This window comes from Variovorax glacialis, assembly GCF_051216375.1.
GTDB lineage: Bacteria > Pseudomonadota > Gammaproteobacteria > Burkholderiales > Burkholderiaceae_C > Variovorax.
The window spans coordinates 96744-116742 of sequence record NZ_JBPJZT010000006.1; the positions used below are offsets into that span (position 1 = coordinate 96744).

The following is a 19999-nucleotide window of genomic DNA, read 5'->3' on the forward strand; positions in this document are numbered from 1 at the left end:
CTCCAAGGTCGGATTTGATGTAGCTTTACCCGATGACACTGGACTACCTGGATTTCGACTACAGCGAAGACACCGAGGGCGTCGGCGTGTTCGACGCCATGGCGACCACAAGTCCGCAGCAGGTCGCGGCGGTGCATGCGGAGATCGTGCAGGTGCTGGACTGGGCGCACGCCACTTTTCCCGGGCGCCGGGGTCCGGTGGGCGATGGAGGGGACTGGGACTACGACTTGCAGGGGATGCAGGAAGTCACCATCGCGGAGACGATCGAATTCGACAAGGACGCGCATCGTGTGCGCGTGCGTGCCGGCGAGCCGGCGACGCCCCGGCACACGGTGACGGTGTCGATCAGCGGCACGCCGGAGTTCTGCGACGCCTTCCGCGCGCAGTTCGATCCGGGCTGATCGCGCGACCGCGTCTGCCAACCCAACAAGGACTTGCCATGGAAACCCGCCCGCCGCTTCCCCCTTTCACCCACGAGACCGCCGTGCAGAAGGTGCGCCTGGCCGAGGACGGCTGGAATTCACGCGACCCGGCACGCGTGGCGCTGGCCTACAGCGAGGACACGCGCTGGCGCAACCGCGCGGAGTTTTGCGTTGGCCGGGCTGCGGCGCAGGCGTTTCTCGAACGCAAATGGGCGCGTGAACTTGACTACCGGCTGATCAAGGAACTCTGGACCTTCGGCGGGCCGCGCATCGCGGTCCGCTTTGCGTACGAGTGGCATGACGATTCCGGCCACTGGTTCCGCAGCTACGGCAACGAGAACTGGGAATTCAACGAGGCGGGGCTGATGGTGCGTCGGCACGCGAGCATCAATGACCTGCCCATCAAGGAGAGCGAGCGCAAGTTCCTGTGGCCGCTGGGCCGTCGGCCGGACGACCATCCGGGGCTGAGCGACCTCGATCTTTAGACCGGCGCGCGGGATTGCCCATAATGCGGCAATGTCGGCGAAATGTTAGCGCCGACATTTCGCACACGTGACCGCATCCAATCCGCCGCCCCGCCCCGCACGCCGCAGCAGCGGCGGCATCACCCTCGACGACGTTTCCAAGCTCGCGGGCGTGTCGCCCATCACGGTGTCGCGGGCGCTCAACACGCCCGAACTCGTCTCGGCCAAGACGCGGGAGAAGGTGCGGCTTGCCGTGGAGCGCACCGGGTACGTCCCAAACCTCCTGGCCGGCGGACTGGCATCGAACCGCAGCCGGCTGGTGGCGGCGCTGGTGCCGACCATCGCCGGGACGGTGTTCCTCGAAACGATCCAGGCGCTGACCGAGGCACTCGCCGAGGGCGGCTACCAGCTCATGCTTGGCCAGGCCGGCTATCACAACTCGCGGGAGGATGCGCTGATCGACGCCATCGTCGGGCGTCGCCCGGACGGCATCGTCCTGACCGGGATCATGCGATCGGCGGAGGGGCGCAGGCGGCTGCTCGCGTCGGGCATTCCGGTCGTCGAAACCTGGGACCTGACCCCTACCCCGGTCGACATGCTCGTGGGCTTTTCCCATGAGAAAGTAGGCGCTGACATAGCGAAATTTCTCCATGACAAGGGCTACCGTCGCCCAGTGGTGATCACCGGAGACGACCAGCGCGCGACCCTGCGGCGAACCAGCTTCGAGCAGGCCTGGAAGGCGCTCGGCGGCCGCCAGCCGGTGGTTTGCAATGTCGCGGCCCCGACCACGCTGGGCAGCGGGCGCGCTGCGTTGGGAGACGTGCTGGCCGAGGTCCCGGATCTCGACGTGGTCGTGTGCAGCTCGGACGCCCTCGCCCATGGCGTGATCACCGAGGCGCAGGCGCGCGGCCTGCGCATCCCGGAGGACATCGCGGTGATGGGCTTCGGCGACATGGGATTCGCGCGGCATGCACACCCGGCGATCTCGACCGTGCGCATCGACGGCACCGCCATCGGGCGGCAGGCCGCGCGCTTCATCATGGACCGGGCCGAAGGTCGGCCGGTCGACGCGAAGGTCATCGACATCGGCTTCTCGCTGGTCGAACGCGCGAGCGCCTGACGCGCGCCACCCCGGCGCGAATACCCTGTTGACCGCATGCCGGAACCGGCCCTATGATGAAATGACAGCGCTAACATTTCCAACCGGCATCCAGCCGGAACGCGCCAAGAGACAAGCCCATGACCGATCCGCAATCCCCCGCATCGCCCTCGCCCGCTGCCGCACGCAAGAAGCCCGAGGAACTCCGCTCGCACCGCTGGTACGGCGTGAAGGACCTGCGCAGCTTCGGCCACCGCTCGCGCACGGCGCAGATGGGGTTCTCGCGCGACGACTACCTGGGCAAGCCGGTGATCGCGATCCTCAACACCTGGAGCGACATGAACTCCTGCCACACGCACTTCCGCCAGCGGGCGGAAGAGGTGAAGCGCGGGGTGTGGCAGGCGGGCGGCTTTCCGGTGGAGATCCCGGCGATGAGCCTGGGCGAGGCCTTCCAGAAGCCGACGACGATGCTCTACCGCAACCTGCTGGCGATGGAGGCCGAGGAACTGCTGCGCTCTTACCCCGCCGACGGCTGCGTGCTGATGGGCGGTTGCGACAAGACCACGCCGGGCCTCGTGATGGGTGCCCTGGCGATGAACCTGCCGACGATCTTCGTGCCCGCCGGCCCGATGCTGCGCGGCGACTACAAGGGCCAGTTCCTGGGCTCGGGCTCCGACACCTGGAAGTACTGGGCCGAACTGCGCGCCGGCAACATCACCGAGCAGGACTGGCAGGACGTCGAGGACGGCATCGCCCGCTCGCCCGGCACCTGCATGACCATGGGCACAGCGAGCACCATGACCAGCGCGGCCGAGGTGCTGGGCCTCACGCTGCCGGGCGCATCGTCGATCCCCGCGGCGGATTCGCGCCACGCGATGATGGCCACGCACACCGGCCGCCGCATCGTCGACATGGTGTGGGAAGACCTGAAGCCGCTCGACTTCCTGACGCCGGCATCCTTCGACAACGCGGTGACGGCAGTGCTGGGCCTGGGCGGATCGACCAACGCCATCGTCCACCTGATCGCAATGGCCCGCCGCGCCGGCGTGGCGCTCGACCTCGCGCGCTTCGATGCGCTCGCCCGCAGCACGCCGGTGATCGCCAACCTGCGCCCGGGCGGCAAGTACCTGATGGAAGACTTCTTCTACGCCGGTGGCCTGCGCGCCTTCCTGCGCGAGATGGGCAACCTGATCGACGGCAGCCAGCGCACCTGCAACGGCCGGACGCTGGCCGAGAACATCGAGGACGCGCGCACGTACAACGCCGACGTGATCCGCCCGCGCACCGAAGCCCTGCTCGAAAGCGGCGGGCTGGCCGTGCTGCACGGCAACCTCGCGCCGGACGGCGCGGTGATCAAGCCCGCCGCGATGGAGTCGCACCTGCGCCGCCACACCGGCCCGGCCGTCGTCTTCAAAAACTACGACGACCTCGCCGCCCGCATCGACGACCCCGCCTTGCCGGTGACGAAGGACAGCGTCATCGTGCTGCAGAGTGCCGGTCCCCAGGGCGCGCCGGGCATGCCCGAATGGGGCCAGCTCCCGATCCCGCAGAAGCTGCTGAAGGAAGGCGTGCGTGACATGGTCCGCATCAGCGATGCGCGCATGAGCGGCACCAGCTACGGCGCCTGCGTGCTGCACGTGACGCCTGAATCGCATGTGGGCGGTCCGCTGGCGCTCGTGCGCGACGGCGATCTCGTCACGCTCGACATCGACGGGCGCCGCATCGACATGGCGGTGAGCGACGAGGAGATCGCGCGCCGCCGCGCCGAGTGGAGGAAGCCGATCCCCAAGTTCAGCCGGGGCTACGGCGTGATGTACCTCAAGCACGTGCAGCAGGCCGACACCGGCTGCGACTTCGATTTCCTCGCGCCGGACTACCGCGAGAACGCAGACAGCGCCCCCACAGAGGGCGAGCCCGAGATCCACTGACCCCGCGCATCCCCCGAACCTGGAGCGAGACAGACATGAGCCAATCCCTGCGGCGCCTTGGCGCCCTCCCCCTGCTGTTGGCATGCGCCGCAGCGGTCCACGCGCAGACGCCCGCAGCGCCGGCCACGGATGCGTATCCGAACCGCACGGTCACCATCGTCGTGCCCTTCCCGGCGGGCGGCGGCACCGATCTCGGCGCGCGGCTGCTGGCGCAGAAGCTCGCGCAGAAGTGGGGCCAGGGCGTGGTCGTCGACAACCGCGGCGGCGCGGCCGGCCTGGTCGGCGCCGAGATGGTCGCCAAGGCCAAGCCCGACGGCTACACGCTGCTGATCGGCAACGTCGGCACGCAGTCCATCAATCCCTCGCTCTACAAGAAGATGCCCTACGACCCGGACCGCGCGTTCGCGCCGGTGTCGCTGGTGGCGGAACTGCCTTTCGTGATGATGGTCAGCCCGACGCTGCCCGCGAAGAACGTGAAGGAGTTCGTCGCGCTCGCGAAGGCCTCGCCCGACAAGCTCATGTTCGCCAGCTCCGGCAGCGGCGGCTCGCCGCATCTCACGGGCGAAATCTTCGCGGCGGCGGCGGGTGTGCGGATGACCCACGTGCCCTACAAAGGCGGCACGCCGGCGATGACCGATCTCATGGGCAGGCATGTCGACGTGCTTTTTGCGTCCATCCTCGAATCCGCGAGCTACATCAAGGCCGGCAAGCTGCGCGGCCTGGCCGTGACAGGCAGCGCCCGTTCCCCGACGCTGCCCGATCTTCCGACGCTCGCCGAAGCCGGCGTGCCCAACGCCGAGTCGGGCTCGTGGATCGGCCTGCTCGCACCGGCAGGCACGCCGCAGGCGCTCGTCGACAAGCTGGCCGCCGACGTGAAGACCGTGCTGGCGGTGCCCGAGACACGGCAGACGCTGGTCGAGCAAGGCGCGGTCCCGCGCGGCACGGGGCCGGCGGAACTCAAGGCGCTGATCGACACCGACCGGGCACGCTACGGGCGCGTGATTCGCGACAAAAACATCGGGGTGGATTGAGCACACCCCCAGGCTCGGGACAACACCTTCGGCCCGGCGAAGCCGGTTCCGTGGTGTTTCTGAGAAACAACGTATCGATATCACCGTCTCCTGACTTCATACACACCATGACCGAAGCCGCTTTACCCACTTCCCTCTCCGATGCTTCGCGCAAGCTACTGCGCCATGTCAGCGTCGCCACGCTCTGCACCCAACTCTTCAAGCGCGGGTTCCGCAACGTGTACCTGCAGGGCGTCGGCCGGCTGACGAAGCCGTCGGGCGGCAATCTCGTCGGGCCGGCCTACACGATGCGCAACATCCCGGCGCGCGAGGACCTCGACCAGATCAGCGCGTTCGATGACCCGAACCATCCGCAGCGCAAGGGCATCGAGAGCGTGCCGCCGGGCCATGTGCTGGTCATCGATTGCCGGGGCGAGACGCGCGTGGCCTCGGGCGGGCAGATCCTCACGACGCGCCTCAAGGTTCGCGGCGCGGCGGGCCTCGTGTCCGACGGACCGGTGCGCGACAGCGGCCCGATCTCGCAGATGGATTTCCCCGTGTTCTGCGCCGGTGGCAGCGCGCCGCTGAACCTGATCCACCACCACGCGATCGACCTGAACGTGCCTATCGGCTGCGGCGGCGTGGCGGTGTATCCGGGCGACGTGGTGGTCGGCGATGACGAAGGCGTGGTCGTGATTCCGCAGCACCTCGCCGAGGAAGTCGCGCGCGACGCGACGGAGCAAGAAAAGATGGAGGCCTTCATCCTCGCGCGCATCGAAGGCGGCGCGAAGCTCGCGGGCACCTATCCGCCGAACGCGGAGACGCGCGCTGCCTACGAAGCCTCCCGCAAGGGCGACGCGGGCTGAGCCGGCGCGCCGATCACGAAAGTCATCCATGCAACGCAGAACCCTGGCCGCCGCGGCGCTTCTTTCCATCGCGTGCGCGCTGCCCGCGGCGGCGCAGACCTTTCCGAGCAAGCCCATCACCATCGTCGTTCCCGCATCGCCGGGCGGCGCCATCGACCTGACGGCGCGCCTCATCGGACAGAAGCTGACAGAGGCCTGGGGCCAGTCGGTGATGATCGACAACCGCGCCGGAGCCACCGGCATCATCGGCACCGACTTCGTCGCGAAGAGCCCGCCCGACGGCCATACGCTGGCGCTGGTGGCGAGCAGCCACGCGATCAATCCGAGCATGGTGAGGAAGCTGCCTTTCGACACCGTCAAGGGCTTCGAGCCGGTGGTGCTGACGCACGTCGTGCCGCTCGTGCTGGTGGTGTCGCCGACGCTGCCGGTCCAGTCGCTGAAGGAACTGATCGCCTACGGCAAGGCCAACCCGGGCAAGCTAAGCTTTGCCTCGAGCGGCAGCGGCGGCGCGCCGCATTTCTCGGGCGAACTGTTCAAGAGCATGACCGGGATCGAGATGACGCACATCCCCTACAAGGGCAGCACCCTGGCGCATCCCGACCTGATCAGCGGACGCACCTCGCTGATGTTCGACACCGTTGCCGCCGTGAACGTCCAGGTCAAGGCCAACCGGCTGAAGCCGCTGGCGGTGACGACGACGAAGCGCTCGTCGGTCCTTCCGGACGTGCCCACAATGCAGGAAGCGGGCCTCGCCGGCTACGAGACCAGCACCTGGGGCGGCATCCTCGCACCCGCCGGCACGCCGAAGGGCACCGTCGCGAAGCTCAACGCCGAGGTCAACCGGATCCTCGCGCTGCCCGATGTGCGAAAGACCCTCCTGGACAACGGCATCGAACCCGGCGGTGGCTCGCCGCAGCAGTTCGGCGACTTCATCGGCACCGAGATGGTCAAGTGGGCCAAGGTCGCGAAGGACGCCGGCATCCATCCCGAATAGGCGCGCTCCGGCTCAGCGGGCACCGCCCGGCCGCACGTGCATGCGGCGGCCCGCCCCCCAGCCGCTCCATGCCATGCCGGCCGCGAGCAGCACCATCAGCGCGGCGGAGGACTCGAAGCCTCCCGTCCAGCCGCGCAGCAAGCCCGCGACGAGCGGGCCGGTGGAAGCCAGCACATAGCCCCAGCCTTGCGCCATCGCGGACAGTCGCGCGGTCACGTTGGCGTCGGGCGAGCGCATCACGATCAGACTCAGGGCCAGCGCGAACGAGCCGCCCTGCCCGCAACCCAGCATCACCGCCCAGAACCACTTGCCCTCCAGCGGTGCGAAGAGAAACGCGAGCATCGACAGCAGGATGACGAGCGTGAGCCCCAACGCCAGCCCGCGCTGGTTGCGACAGCGGGCCGCGATGGAAGGCGTGACGAGGCAGGTCGCGAGCTGCACGAGGATCGAAACGCCCAGCACGTAGCCGGCGGTCGCGCTGTCCAGGCCGCGCTCGCGCAGCATCGGCGCGAGCCATCCCATCACGATGTACGCCAGCGCGGATTGCAGCCCCATGAAGCACGTCACCTGCCAGGCCAGCGGATCGCGCCACAGGCTGCCGGCGTGCGCGCCGGCATGGGCCTGGCGCGGGCGCGCCGCCAGCGCCTGCGGCGCCCACAACAGCAGGACCAGGCCGGCCGGTACGGCCCAGACGGCCAGTGCCGCCGTCCAGGAGCCGTCGAAGACATGCTCCAGCGGCACGGTGAAGGCCGCGGAGCTCGACGCGCCCGCGCAAACGGCGAGCGTGTAGAAGCCGGTCATCATCGCGGCGTGGCTGCTGAAGTCGCGCTTGACCAGGCCGGGCAACAGCACGTTGGCGACCGCGATGCCGGCGCCGGCCATGGCCGAGGAAAAGAAAAGCATCGGCAGGCTACCGGTACCGCGCAGCAGCGTGCCCACACAGATCAGGAGCAGCGCGCCGAGCAGCGTGCGTTCAGGGCCGAAGCGCCGGGCCAGTGCCGGTGCCGGCGCGGCAAACAGGCCGAGGCAGAGCAAGGGCAGTGTCGTGAGCAGGCTCGCGCCCGATGGCGTCAGGCCGGTGTCCTTCATGACCTCGGGCAGCAGCACGGAGAGACTGCCGAACACCGGACGCAGGTTGAAGGCAATCAGGATCAGGCTGAGGCCGAGCAGCACCTGGCGCGCGCGCGTCGGCGTCGAAGCTGTGGCGAATTCGGGAGAAAGTGCGGGAGCCGCGAGTGAGCCGGATGCTCGGGCTGGAGAAGGCATGGACTTGTCTTTGTTCTTGGAAATCGGATACGGGCGCAGGCGCGAGCCGCCGGGAACTGTACCGAGATCCCCTCGCGGGCGCCGGCCCTGGCAGAGAAGCCGCGCGGCCACCACGGGGAAACACCTCGCTGTTCGACCAATTCAATCCGGCCATTTCGCGGAAAATCCCCGGCAGAGCAGCACAGGCGCCTTGCGGAAGGCGAGCCCCTGCGAAAGAACCACAAGAACGAGGCGGGCCGACGGACACATGAGCAACGATGCATTGCGCTTCACGGGGGCCGACTTCGGCCCTTGCGTGCTGGGCGCACCCATCTTCGCGTACTACGGCGACACCCTCGTCGGCACGATCGATCCCGTGCCCATCAGCCGCGGCGGCACCGAGGTCCGCATCCAGTACTACACCCCTGCGACCGCGGAGAGCAGCCGCGCCTTGCAGAAACTGCGACTCGGCCGCGTGGTGCTGCTGGAACTGGTGGCCTTCATCGCCACGCATTTCTCCACCGTGTCGGTGGTGAGCTTCATCCTGAACCGCGACATCGAGGGCTATGGCGACGGCATCCGGCTCGCGGGATCGCGGTCGGCGCTGCTGCAGAGCATCGGCGCTGAACACATCGTGATCACGCCCAAGCCCAAGGGGGAGCGCGCCGGGCATTTCGTGGTGGCCGCGTTCTGGCAATACAACGCGTCCAACCTGGCGGCGCTGAACGAGGCCATCCGGGCCGAATGGAGCGGCTTCCGCGAACGCGAGGCGGTCGCCCTGCTCGGGCAGGGGCCGCGCGCGAACTCGTGGCTGCGCCGCTTCCTGGCGCGTCGATCGCGCGGCGGCAGCGCACGCAGCCTGCGGGGCTGAGGGTCAGGCGAACTCCAGCTCGCGAAAGCACGCGAGCATCGCCGTCACCCCTTTCGCCTTGACGGGCCCGTTGCGCCAGTCCGGCGCCTCGTGGTCCATCTGCGCGCAAAGATCACCCCAGGCCTCGGCAATGGCCGCCCACTCCGCAACACCTGGATCGGCGGTGCGCTGGGCCAGCACCGGCAAGGCGCGCCGCAGCGAAGGCACCTGCTCGATCAGCAGGCGGCAGCGCCGGAAGGCATTCGCATCGCGCGGAAGATCCCGGATCCTCCCGTGACAGTGGGGCGGGCGAACGCCGGTCAGCAGGACGAACAGCGCGAGACTGGCCGGCCCCTGCTCGCCGGCCGCAAGCCAGCGCAGCGCCTGCAGATCCAGCCGCAGCGCCGCCCGGCCGAGTTGCAAGCGCAAGCGTTCGATCGCCGCGGGCGTTTCCTGTCGTCGGATGCGGGCCAGGGCCTCGGGCGCGCCGATGATGGCGGTCGCCCCCAGCATCCGCGCCACGCCGGCATGCAGCACCTCGCTGTCACGCGCCTGTCGCATGAGGTTCAGGAATTCGGGCAGCGGCATTTGCCCATAGACGATCCTGCACCCTTCGCGCATCAGGATTCGGTAGGTGGCATCGCCCCGCGTGGTGGTGGTCACTCCGTTCTATCGGCAGGGAGAGCGCCGGAGAACAGGGCGCGGACGCAAAATTTTCGCGACCCCGATGCAGAATTCCGCCCATGACCACCTCGACCCCGCCCCACCGCCCGCTGGTCGTCCAGCATGCCGACGTGCTCGTGACCATGGACGCGGCGCGGCGCGAGATACCCGACGGCGCGGTCGTCGCCGAAGGCCCCGCTGTCGTATGGGTGGGCCCGACCGGCGAGCTGCCCGCGAACTACGCCGACGCGCTCCGCAACGGGCAGGCCGATTCGATCGACATGCGCGGCCACGTGGTGATGCCGGGCCTGGTCAACACCCACCACCACATGTACCAGAGCCTCACCCGCGCCGTGCCCGAGGCGCAGGACGCCGAACTCTTCGGCTGGCTCACGAACCTCTACCTGCTGTGGGCGCGCATCACGCCCGAGATGATCCGCGTGTCGACGCAGACGGCGATGGCCGAGCTGATGCTGTCGGGCTGCACGACCACCAGCGACCATCTGTATCTCTTTCCGAATGGCGCGCGGCTCGACGATTCGATCGAGGCGGCGGACGCGATGGGCATGCGCTTCCACGCCTCGCGCGGCAGCATGAGCGTGGGCCGCAGCCTCGGCGGCTTGCCGCCCGACGAAGTGGTGGAGAGCGAGGAAGCCATCCTGCGCGACAGCGAGCGCCTCATCGGCCGCTGGCACGACCCGTCGCGCCACGCGATGCGTCGCATCGTGCTGGCGCCCTGCTCGCCCTTCTCGGTCTCCCGCGACCTGATGCGCCTGTCGGCCGAACTGGCGCGCGAACGTGGCGTGTCGCTGCACACGCACCTGGCCGAGAACGACAACGACATCGCGTATTCGCGCGAGAAGTTCGGCATGACGCCGGCCGAATACGCGGAAGACCTGGGTTGGGTCGGCCGCGACGTGTGGCACGCCCACTGCGTCAAGCTCGACGAGGCCGGCATCGCGCTCTTCGGCCGCACGGGCACCGGCGTGGCGCACTGCCCCTGCTCGAACATGCGCTTGGCGTCGGGCATCGCCCCGATCGGCGCGATGCGCCGCGCGGGCGTGCCGGTCGGGCTCGGCGTCGACGGCAGCGCGTCGAACGACGGCGCCCACATGCTCGGCGAAGCGCGCCAGGCGATGCTGCTGCAACGCGTGGGCTTCGGGCCGGCGGCGATGACGGCCCGCGAAGCGCTGGAGATCGCCACGCTCGGCGGCGCCCGGGTGCTCGGGCGCGACGACGTCGGCGCGCTCGCCCCGGGCATGTCGGCCGACCTCGTGGCCTTCGACCTGCGCGGCGTGGGCCATGCCGGTGCGGGTCACGATCCGGTGGCCGCACTGGTGTTCTGCCAGCCGGGCGCCGCGGCCCTGAGCGTGATCAACGGCCGCGTGCGGATTCGCGACGGCCGCTTCACCGACCTGGCGCTCGAGCCCCTGCTCGCCCGGCATCGCGAGCTGGCGCGCACGCTTTACGAAAGAGCACGCCATCCTCATGTGAATTGAAGATTCCCGTCAGATACAACGCGTATGCTGCCAAGTCCTTTTTGGCCCTTGGAGTGGGCTTGATGAACGACACCGACGCCAACCTCGAACCTTCGCTCAACCTGCCGGCAGGGTGGACCTTCGACCTGCAACTCACGCGGGGCGAAGAGCAGACCCACGGCGGCGTGGCGGAGCTGCGCGAGGGCGGCGTGCTCCGTTGCCGCATGCTTCTTTCCAACCTCGACCGGGACAGGAAGGTCGCCCTCGACCGGGTGGCCACGCGCGTCGAACGCTGGCTCGCCGAGTGGCAGGCGCGGGACCACTCCGGCACCACGGGCTTCGTCGACCTCTGAGGGGCGGGGCTTCGCCCCTATGATCCTGCGCAAACAACCCCGGAGCGGAGCGATGCGCATGCGATCCAGGACAAGTTCGATGTTGCGGCTGGCGTGCGCCTTCCAGTTTGCGATCCTGCTGCTCGGCCATGCGCTGGCGGCCGAACCCGAGGTCTGGCCGACCGCCGGCTGGGCGGAGAGCACGCCCGAAGCGCAAGGCATGGAATCGGCAGCTCTTGCAAGGCTGGTGGACTTCGGCGCGGCGAACGCCATGGACAGCCTGCTCGTCACGCGCCACGGAAGACTGGTCGCGGAGGCCTACTACGCGCCGTTCCGCGCCGGGCTCAGGCACGCGGTGAACTCGACCACCAAGGGCGTCATCGGCACGCTCACGGGGATGGCTATACAGGATGGCCTGATTGCTTCCGTGGACGAGCCGGTGCTGAAATTCTTCCCCGAGCGCAACATCGAGAACCTCGACGCTTCGAAGAAGGCGATGACCCTCGGCCATCTCCTCGACATGACGTCCGGCATCGACTGGAAGGAGAAGCTGGACGACTCGGTGCCTGAAACCATGATCCAGATGAGCCGCAGCCGCGACTGGCAAGGCTTCGTCCTCGATCGCCCGATGGCGCAGGCGCCCGGTGCCGGCTTCAACTACGACAGCGGCAACTCGCACCTGATGTCCGCCATCCTCGCCATGAAGACCGGCGGCAGCACCCTCGCTTATGCACAGGACCGGCTGTTTCAGCCGCTGGGCATCCGCGACGTCCGCTGGCTGAAGGACCCCCAGGGCATCGAGATCGGCGGCTGGGGTCTCTACCTGCAGCCTCGCGACATGGCGAAGGTCGGCTATCTCTACCTGCGCAAGGGCCAGTGGAACGGACGCCAGTTGCTGCCGGCCGCCTGGGTCGAGCAGGTGTTCCACGCATCCGTCGACATGCGCTTCGGCAGCACGCCGGCCTTCCGCTACGCCAAGGGCTGGTGGACCATTCCGGAGAAGCAGGCCTACATGACGGTCGGCTACAACCGGCAGCTCGTCATCGTCCTGCCCGCGATCGATGTCGTGGCGGTGGTCACCGGACGACGCCACTATCCGATCGCTTCCCTGGTCGACCTGATCGCGGCATCGGCCCGTTCGAACGAGCCCTTGCCCGCGGACAGCGCCGCGCAGCGGCTCCTGGCCGACCGCATCGCCGACGCGTCGGTGGAAAAGCCGAGCGCAGTCATGCCTGCGCCGGCGCTTGCAACGACGATCTCCAGGAAGACCTGGCAGTTCGACCGGAACCTGCTGGGCGTGTCGCGCCTGACGCTCGACCTGACGTCCGCCAACCCGAGCTACGAGATCGTCTACGAACGCGGGCGCGCCGACGCACCCCGCACGCCGGTCACCGGCCCGATCGGGCTCGACGGCCGCTACCGCATCACCGAGCAGGTCGGCGGCATGCCCGTCGCGGTCAAGGGCACCTGGACCGATCCGCAAAGCCTGAGGATCATTTCGCGCGCATTGAGCGAAGGGAATGTGGCGGTGTATGACCTGCGCTTCGAGGGCACGTCGTTGAACGTGACCTTCGAGAACAACCGCGGCTTCAAGACACAGGTGCGCGGCAGCGAAGCCCCGCAGCGCACCGAGTAAAACTCGGCTGATGACCCTGCCCGACCTGACGACCGTCCGAGCCCTCGAAGAGCGCAGCTTCAATGCGTGGCCTGCGCGACAGACCGTGCTGTTCAACGGCTGGTTGTTTCGCATGGCCGGCGGCTATACCAAGCGCGCGAACTCGGTCAATGCCGCGGAGCCGGGCGCATCGTTCGCAGGGGTTCGCGCGGCGGCCGAGGCGTTCTACAAGCGGCATGGCCTTCCGACGGTGTTCCGCCTATCTCCGCTGGCGCCGCCCGAGGCCGACAGGGAACTGGCGGATGCGGGTTACGTGTTCTTCGATCCGACCCAGGTGGCACGAGCGACGTTGGCCGCTGCGTCGATGCACCCCTCGATCAGCATCTCGACCACGCCGTCGCCGTCATGGCTCGACGGGATCGCCGTTGCGAACGACGTGGCACCGCCACGAGATCAACTGCACCATGCCATGGTGCGCGCCATTGCGTTGCCAGGCGCATTCGCCACGCTGCACGACAACGGCAAGGCGATCGGCTTCGGACTGGCCGTGCTCGAACGCGGTGCGGTGGGCCTGTTCGACATCGTCGTCGACCCATCCCTTCGCAGACAGGGTCACGGCCGTGCGCTGACTCGCGCGCTGATGCACTGGGGCCGAGAAGCAGGCGCGACCTCCGCCTACCTCCAGGTGCGCGAGCAGAACGAAGCTGCACGACGCCTGTATGCCGAACTGGGCTTCGAGGACGTCTACCGCTATCACTACCGGGTGCCGGCCTCCTGAATCCAGCGTCACCGCCTAGGTGTCGCTCCACTTGCGAAGCAGGTTGTGATAGGCACCCGTCAGCGTGCGCCGGGCCGCTTCGTCGGCACCGCTCTGGTTGAGGCGCTGGATGGCGTTGTCCATGTCGAACAGCAGGGCGCGGTCGCCGGCATCGCGCACCAGGCTCTGAACCCAGAAGAAGCAGGCCACCCGCGTACCGCGCGTGATCGGTGTCACGCGATGCACGCTGGTGGCCGGATACAGGACGAGGTCGCCGGCTTCCAGCTTGACGGTCTGCATGCCGTGGGTGTCCTCCATCTGCAGCTCGCCGCCGTCGTAGCTCGACGGGTCGGACAGGAACAGCGTGCCCGAGAGGTCCGTGCGCAGCTTGCGCCCGGTGTGCGGATGAATGCGCACGCCGCCATCCACGTGCAGCCCGAAGCTCATGCCCGCGGCGTAGCGGTTGAACATGGGCGGATAGAGGAGATTGGGCAGTGCCGCGCTGATGAAGGTCGGATGGCGTTCGAGCGCCGAGGCCACGATGTCCTGGCAGGCATGCGCGACCTCGGAACGCTCGTCGATCTGCTGGTTGAACTTGACCGGCGCTCCCTGGTGGCCGGCGGTCACGCGGCCGTCCAACCAGGCGTCGCCCGCGGCATCGAGCCGAGCGCGAACCGCGGCAAGTGCTTCGGCATCGAGGATCTTCGGAATGCAGATCAGCACGGCGGCCCGGATCAGAATCGGTAGTTGAGAGACAGCATCGCGGTGAAACCCGAGCCCGGTATCGCGCGGCCGCCGTCGGACGGAATGAGCGCGTCCCAGTACATCTTGTTTGCCAGGTTGAACAGGTTCAGTCGCACGTCGTACTGGGGCTGATGGTAAGCCACCATCGCATCGAACCGCGTGTATCCGGGCACCGAGACCAGGTCAGTGTTGTTCGCATAGCGCGGCCCGACGTAGGTGGCGCCCGCGCCGACCTGCCAGTTTTGCGTGAAGCTGTAGACGGCCCAGAGGCTGGCGGAATTCTCCGGCGTGTTCGCCGGCGTCTTGCCCTGCGTGCCCGGCGCCACGCCGTCGACGATGGTCGCGTCGAGGTAGGTGTACGCGCCGAAGACCTGCCATTGGTCGTTGATGCGCCCGGCCGCGCCCGCGCGCGCGCCATTGACCCGGATCGTGCCGGTGGCGTTGTAGGTGCCGTCGGCGTTCTGCGAGCGCGAATTGGTCTGCGTGATCTGGAAGACCGCCGCGCTGAGCGAGAGGTTGCCGTCGTTCAGGTCCCACTTGCCGCCGGCCTCGTACGACTTGTTTTCCTCCGGCGGCAGCGGCAGCGTCGAGCCCGTCGTCGAAGTCAGTTGCTCGAGCGACGGATTGAAGGAGGTGCTGTAGGACGCGTAGTAGGTCTGCTCGGTCGTGGGCTGCCAGAGGACGCCGGCGCGCACGCTCGTGAAGTCGACGGTCTGGTCCTGGCGCGCCGCCACGGTGGCGCTCGGGATCGTGTTCTCGATGTCGGCCTTGAAATGGTCCTGCCGCACGCCGGCGACCAGTTTCCACTGCGGGGTCAGCTCGATGGTGTCGTTGACATAGGCGGCGATCGTGTCGCCGCTGGCCGTCGCAAGATTGCCCGGCAGGCTCGGCGCGTTCAGCGGCGAGTCCCTCGAGATCGGGAACAGGAGCGGCGTGCACGACACATAGCCGCTGGTGGTGCCCGGCGGGTTCAACGGGAAGCCGTTGCAGGTGCCGTTGCGGTAGTAGGCCTGGTTGCGATAGGTGTCGTGGTCCAGTTCGAGGCCGGCAAGCAGCGTGTGCTTGACGCTGCCGGTCTCGAACTTCGTGTTGAGTTCGGTCAGGTTGAACAGCGAGGTGTCGTGGATGTCGCGGTCGTGGCTTTGCTGGCGCACCCACAGGTTCTGCAGCGGCAGGGTGCTGATCACCGGCAGCGGCACCGCCGCCGTGCCGGTCGAACTCGCGATGAAGGATCCGTTGGCCGCCAGCCGCCCGATGTTCTGCGGCGAGGTCTCGCGGGCATCGGTGCTGACGTTGTTGTACATCGTCTGGTTGCGGATCGACGTGGTCGGGGTGATCTTGTGCTGCACCAGCGCACCGAAGGCGCCGATGTCCGAGATGGTGCGGTCGTCGTTGAAGCCGTAGGCGTTGTTGCGATCGACCGGCGGCGGGCGGCCGTTGAGCGGCACGAAGCCGTAGTCGGGCTGGTCGTTGTTGTGCTGGAGCAGCGCAGAGAAAGTCACTTGCGTCGGCGTGCCGATGCCGAACTTCAGCACGGGCGCGATGCCGGCGTCCTTCAGCCGGGTCTGGTCCCGGGTCGTGGCGTCGCCTTCCTGCGCCATCGCCGAGATGCGGAAGGCCGAGGTGTCCGACAGCGGCTGGTTGACGTCGACCGTGGTCCGCACCAGGCCGTTGGTGGTGGCGGAGACGGTGGCCTCGTTGGCCGGTGTCAGCGTCGCGCGCTTGCTGACCTGGTTGATCACGCCGCCGGTGGAACCGCGGCCGAACAGCATCGAGGACGGCCCCATCAGCACTTCGACCGAATCCAGCGCGAAGACGTCGCGGTAGTACTGGCCCCGATCGCGAGCGCCGTCGAGATAGATGTCGGTGCGCGCGGAGAAGCCGTTCAGGTTGATGTTGGTGCCGATCTGGCCGCCTTCCGCGCCGCCGATGGTGAGGCCGGGCACGTTGCGCAGTGCACTCGCCAGGGAGGTCGAGCCCTGCGATTGCATGAGCGCCTGGTTGATGATCGTGACCGACTGCGGGATGTCGCGCAGGTCGGCCGGCAGGCGGCTGATCGATTCGGCGTTCGGGCCGAAGCTGCCTTTGTCGAGCTCGCTCTCGACCTTGACCTCGCGCAGCGTCTGGGGCACGACGGCGCCGCTCGACGGCGTCGCGGGGCTTGCTTCGGTCGGCGCCGGCGGAGCGGCCTGCTGCGCGTTGGCGCCGGCCAGGGAGAGGAGGCCCAGCAGCGCGACAGCGGTGGGTTTGAGGCGGCCAGGATGTGTCCGGAAAGGCTTCATTGGATTCGGTGCAAAGTGGGGGGCGCGAACGCTTGCGAGGAGAAAGCCGCGCCATCCGATTCTTGCTGCGAATCGTTCTTATTTGCCGTTGCCGTTTGCGGTCGTCGCAATGCGGCAACAGGCGAAGAAACAGCCTGTTTTAGTCAGGTTGCAGTCATATTTTGTGTGGTTGCAACATGACGCACTTTTTTTCAACGCCCGCTCTCCGCATCGCGACGCAGGATCTCGCCGACCATCGCGTTGAACTGGTTCGCGAACACGTTGCGCACGACCATCCTTCCGATGAGCGGCGGGACTGCGAAATCAGGCACCAGGCGTCCCGCGTAGGTCAGGCGCACCGTGCCCGCGGGCAGGCTTTCGACGGCGTAGCTGCCTTCCATCTCCCTGAGATTGCCGCTGCCGCCAACGGCGCGCGCCGTGACCCGGCGCGGCGGGGATTCGACGACGGTCAGCTTCGTCCGCACCGGCTGCCTGAAGAACAGGAAAGTGAACTCCCCCGTTTGCTCGACGAGGACGCGGTCGCCGTCTCGCCGCAACACGCGGGAACTGCGGACGTAGGGAATGAATTCCGCAAGATGGTCGTAGTCGGTGATGACGTTCCACACGGTGCGCGGGTCCGCCTGCATCTCGGCGGACGCCGTCACGTGGATGGAATCGCCCTCGCCGCGGGTGTCCACCCGGGCCTGCTGTGCCGTCGCGGCCGTGCCGCCCAGCGCCAGGGCAAGCATCAGGCCCAGGGCGCCGGTGCGTGCGGTCAAGGCGTCAAGACCTCAGGAACCGGTCTTCGCGTGCTGGGTGCGGTACTTCGCGATCTCCGACTTCAGGTCGGTGTACTCCTCGCACGGAAAGAAGCAGAGCGAGTCGAGCATCCTCAGCTCCTGTTCGGCCCGGCCGATATCGCCCATCTGCAGGTAGGCCTCGCCGAGGTACTCGTGAGCGCCCCGATGCTTCGGATTGATCTTGAGCGCCTTGTCGTAGTCGCTCAGTGCGGTGTCCATGTTGCCCAGCTTGCGGTGCGCGTGGCCGAGTTCGTTCCAGGCATCGGCGTCGCCCGGGCTGCGCACGACGTAGACGGTCATGTGCGCCACGACCTGCTGCCAGTCCTCCTTGCCGACGGCGGTCATCCCCGCCCTGAAGTCGGGATCCGGGTTGGCTTCGCTCATGCCTGGTCCGCCACCACCGCCTCCGCCTCCCCCGCCGCCTCCCCCACCGCCACCGCCTCCGCCACCACCCCCGGCGGCGAGCGCGGAAAGACTGACGGCCAGCGACAAGCCGGAAATGAACACGGCCATTGCACGTTTCATGGTGAGTTTCTCCTTCATGGTTGGCCTTAGCGGACGTCGATTCGCCCATAGACGCCGTGCGATCCGCCGTTCGGACCCGCGGCAAAGAAGAGCGTGTTCCCGGGCTGGTTGTTGAGGCCGTTGCCGAAAGCAATGCCGAGCAGTCCGTCGATCACGATCGGGTTGCCGTCCGGCGCGGAGAGGGTTCCCATCAATGCCCCGGAGGTCGCATTGAACGCGTTGATCTTTCCGTCCCCGGCGTTGGCGACCAGCAGGGCGTTGCTCAGCGGCCCGAAGCCGGCCGGCGCCATGGCCATGCCCCACGGCGCGTTGAGCGCGCTGCCGGGCGGAATGAGCCGCTGGACGAGCTTGCCGGCCGTATCGAAGACGTCGACCGCCCCCTGCCCGGCGCCCGGGAGCGCGTTGCGCGCCGCCGCGTCGTGCACGGCGTAGCTGGCGTAGATCTGGCCGCCGATCGCCTGGATGCCGAACGGCGCATAGCCGACCGGCAATGCGGAATCGACGAAGCTGCCCGGCGCCGTGACCTTCGTGAAGCTCGAGTCGAACATCTCGACCTTCGCATGGTGGAAGTCCGCCGCGTACAGGATGTCCGATCCGCCCTGGCTGGCGAGCGCGAGTCCCGTGAAGACCGTGCCGGCGCCGCCGTCGTCGAAGACCTTCACGGCCTTGGTCATGTCGACCCCGGGCGACCAGCCCGACAGGGTGCCCGCTTCGCCCGCGAAGATGAACGCGCTCGCCCCGGACTTGCCGCTCTCCGTCACCATGAAGTCCGGATGGCCGTTGAAGACGATGCCGGTCGGCGCCGCATTGCCGGAGGTGCCGGGCGGAATCGCGACGACCAGGGATTGCGGAACCCCGTTGCCGTCGTAAAGCGTCGAGGTCGATGTCCCGTTGTTCGCCACCCAGACGAATCCCTGGGGATTGAAGGCGACCCCCCAGGGCTTGATCAGACGTGCGTCCGAACTCCCGCTGCCGTACAGGTTGCTCGCCACGGACAGGTCGGACACGAGCTTGGTTGCGACATAGCTCGTGCCGGTGGTGGCAACGCCCATGCCGGCGGGGGTGACGGGCACCAACGCGCTGCCGCCGGAATATCCGCCGCCGCCGCCGCAGGCGGCCAACGCAAGGGCGCCCGCACAGGCGACCCGGTACAACTTCAGGCGATTCGCGTTCATTTGCATCTCCTTTCGGCTGGGGTCGGTGTATTCCGCACCGATGCCGGAAGGTTCAACCCGCCGCGGAATTCAGAAGGAGAGCGATGCGCTCAGCACCAGCGCGCTGCCTGCGGCGCGTCCGTAGGCGGTCGGGTAGAAGCCGCTGCGGCCGCCGCCGATCCAGTCGAGCCGCACCTCCCACGCGTCGCGCGCGACGGCCAGGCCCACGCTGCCGTCGAGGTTCGATCCACTGGCGGTCGTGGGACTGCGGGCTCCGCCGACGCGCGCGAGGTAGCCGAGGTGCGCCGTGGCGCGGGTGATCGGCGAGAGCGGAATGCCGAGATTCACTTCGCCGTAGACGGTGCGCGTGCCGCTGCCGAAGTAGTCGGGCGCATAGTGCAGGCGCGTGTTCCACCGTTCGCCGCTCAGGCCCGCGAATGCTTCGCCGAAGTCATAGCGCGAGTCGCCACCGTAGTGAACGAAGGTCCCACCGGCTTCCCAGCCAAGGCGCTCCGAGAAGCGGCCGGCATACCCCGCATAGCCGAGGACCTGCAGTTCGCGCTGGGACGGGTACAGCGAAACGCCCGTGAGCGACGCGCCGCCATACCAGCCGCTCGGGTCGTCGTGCGCGAGGCTCAGGCTGAGGGTCGGCCGTTCGTCGCTGAGCGACACGCCGCGGTAGCGATAGTCCGTGAAGAAGGTGATGCTGCCGCCGGTCTGCGCGAATGCCGCACCGCAGGCCACGAGCAGCGAGGGGCCGAGCGCGACACGCAGACCGGCGGCGGTCAGCAT

The 19999-nt window shown here is 68.1% G+C and carries 20 protein-coding genes; 12 read left to right on the forward strand and 8 right to left on the reverse strand.

Annotated elements, in window-relative coordinates; genetic code table 11:
• The first annotated feature begins 32 nt into the window (after positions 1-32).
• The 7 genes from ACSFBL_RS17360 (at position 33) to ACSFBL_RS17390 (ending at position 6783) form a co-directional block, all read left to right on the forward strand.
• On the forward strand, positions 33-401 hold the full coding sequence (locus tag ACSFBL_RS17360; protein WP_435517037.1) for a hypothetical protein: 369 nt from the start codon (positions 33-35) through the stop codon (positions 399-401).
• Between the two features lie 38 nt (positions 402-439).
• Positions 440-907: a nuclear transport factor 2 family protein gene (locus ACSFBL_RS17365; protein WP_435517038.1), complete on the forward strand. Its 468-nt coding sequence runs from the start codon at positions 440-442 to the stop codon at positions 905-907.
• A gap of 67 nt (positions 908-974) precedes the next feature.
• Positions 975-2006, forward strand: coding sequence for a LacI family DNA-binding transcriptional regulator (locus ACSFBL_RS17370; protein WP_435517039.1), 1032 nt, complete (start codon positions 975-977; stop codon positions 2004-2006).
• 119 nt (positions 2007-2125) lie between these two features.
• Positions 2126-3913, forward strand: a complete 1788-nt coding sequence (araD, locus tag ACSFBL_RS17375; protein WP_435517040.1) for an L-arabinonate dehydratase — start codon at positions 2126-2128, stop codon at positions 3911-3913.
• Between the two features lie 35 nt (positions 3914-3948).
• The gene (locus tag ACSFBL_RS17380) at positions 3949-4944 is read left to right on the forward strand and encodes a Bug family tripartite tricarboxylate transporter substrate binding protein (RefSeq protein ID WP_435517041.1); all 996 of its coding nucleotides are present in this window, start codon (positions 3949-3951) and stop codon (positions 4942-4944) included.
• A gap of 107 nt (positions 4945-5051) precedes the next feature.
• Positions 5052-5789 carry a ribonuclease activity regulator RraA gene (locus tag ACSFBL_RS17385; RefSeq protein WP_435517042.1) on the forward strand — a complete coding sequence of 246 codons (738 nt, stop codon included), beginning with the start codon at positions 5052-5054 and terminating at the stop codon, positions 5787-5789.
• A 28-nt stretch (positions 5790-5817) separates the two neighbouring features.
• Positions 5818-6783 (forward strand): tripartite tricarboxylate transporter substrate binding protein, encoded by a 966-nt coding sequence (locus ACSFBL_RS17390; protein ID WP_435517043.1) that lies wholly within the window; start codon positions 5818-5820, stop codon positions 6781-6783.
• A 12-nt stretch (positions 6784-6795) separates the two neighbouring features.
• On the opposite strand, the gene ACSFBL_RS17395 is transcribed toward ACSFBL_RS17390, so the two are convergent.
• Positions 6796-8049 carry a CynX/NimT family MFS transporter gene (locus tag ACSFBL_RS17395; RefSeq protein WP_435517044.1) on the reverse strand — a complete coding sequence of 418 codons (1254 nt, stop codon included), beginning with the start codon at positions 8047-8049 and terminating at the stop codon, positions 6796-6798.
• 247 nt (positions 8050-8296) lie between these two features.
• Between ACSFBL_RS17395 and ACSFBL_RS17400 the strand changes: the two genes are divergently transcribed.
• A complete protein-coding gene (locus ACSFBL_RS17400) occupies positions 8297-8899 on the forward strand; it encodes a hypothetical protein (protein WP_435517045.1) in 603 nt (200 codons plus the stop codon).
• Positions 8900-8902: 3 nt separating this feature from the next.
• On the opposite strand, the gene ACSFBL_RS17405 is transcribed toward ACSFBL_RS17400, so the two are convergent.
• Positions 8903-9466: a hypothetical protein gene (locus ACSFBL_RS17405; RefSeq protein WP_435517046.1), complete on the reverse strand. Its 564-nt coding sequence runs from the start codon at positions 9464-9466 to the stop codon at positions 8903-8905.
• A 155-nt stretch (positions 9467-9621) separates the two neighbouring features.
• On the opposite strand from ACSFBL_RS17405, the gene ACSFBL_RS17410 reads away from it, so the two are divergent.
• The 4 genes from ACSFBL_RS17410 (at position 9622) to ACSFBL_RS17425 (ending at position 13744) form a co-directional block, all read left to right on the forward strand.
• On the forward strand, positions 9622-11040 hold the full coding sequence (locus ACSFBL_RS17410; RefSeq protein ID WP_435517047.1) for an 8-oxoguanine deaminase: 1419 nt from the start codon (positions 9622-9624) through the stop codon (positions 11038-11040).
• Between the two features lie 62 nt (positions 11041-11102).
• The gene (locus ACSFBL_RS17415) at positions 11103-11372 is read left to right on the forward strand and encodes a hypothetical protein (protein WP_435517048.1); all 270 of its coding nucleotides are present in this window, start codon (positions 11103-11105) and stop codon (positions 11370-11372) included.
• A gap of 58 nt (positions 11373-11430) precedes the next feature.
• Positions 11431-12987, forward strand: a complete 1557-nt coding sequence (locus ACSFBL_RS17420; protein ID WP_435517049.1) for a serine hydrolase domain-containing protein — start codon at positions 11431-11433, stop codon at positions 12985-12987.
• Positions 12988-12997: 10 nt separating this feature from the next.
• Positions 12998-13744: a GNAT family N-acetyltransferase gene (locus tag ACSFBL_RS17425; protein WP_435517050.1), complete on the forward strand. Its 747-nt coding sequence runs from the start codon at positions 12998-13000 to the stop codon at positions 13742-13744.
• 15 nt (positions 13745-13759) lie between these two features.
• Here ACSFBL_RS17425 and ACSFBL_RS17430 read toward each other — a convergent pair whose 3' ends face one another.
• From ACSFBL_RS17430 to ACSFBL_RS17455, 6 genes are all read right to left on the reverse strand, one after another.
• The gene (locus ACSFBL_RS17430; protein WP_435517051.1) at positions 13760-14446 is read right to left on the reverse strand and encodes a Fe2+-dependent dioxygenase; all 687 of its coding nucleotides are present in this window, start codon (positions 14444-14446) and stop codon (positions 13760-13762) included.
• Between the two features lie 11 nt (positions 14447-14457).
• Entirely contained in the window at positions 14458-16749 is a 2292-nt protein-coding gene (locus tag ACSFBL_RS17435; RefSeq protein WP_435517052.1) for a TonB-dependent receptor, read from the reverse strand.
• 191 nt (positions 16750-16940) lie between these two features.
• Positions 16941-17507 (reverse strand): SRPBCC family protein, encoded by a 567-nt coding sequence (locus tag ACSFBL_RS17440; RefSeq protein ID WP_435517053.1) that lies wholly within the window; start codon positions 17505-17507, stop codon positions 16941-16943.
• Positions 17508-17519: 12 nt separating this feature from the next.
• Positions 17520-18053 (reverse strand): tetratricopeptide repeat protein, encoded by a 534-nt coding sequence (locus ACSFBL_RS17445; RefSeq protein ID WP_435517054.1) that lies wholly within the window; start codon positions 18051-18053, stop codon positions 17520-17522.
• 26 nt (positions 18054-18079) lie between these two features.
• A complete protein-coding gene (locus ACSFBL_RS17450; protein WP_435517055.1) occupies positions 18080-19228 on the reverse strand; it encodes a TIGR03118 family protein in 1149 nt (382 codons plus the stop codon).
• Positions 19229-19297: 69 nt separating this feature from the next.
• Positions 19298-19999 carry a TorF family putative porin gene (locus ACSFBL_RS17455; RefSeq protein ID WP_435517056.1) on the reverse strand — a complete coding sequence of 234 codons (702 nt, stop codon included), beginning with the start codon at positions 19997-19999 and terminating at the stop codon, positions 19298-19300.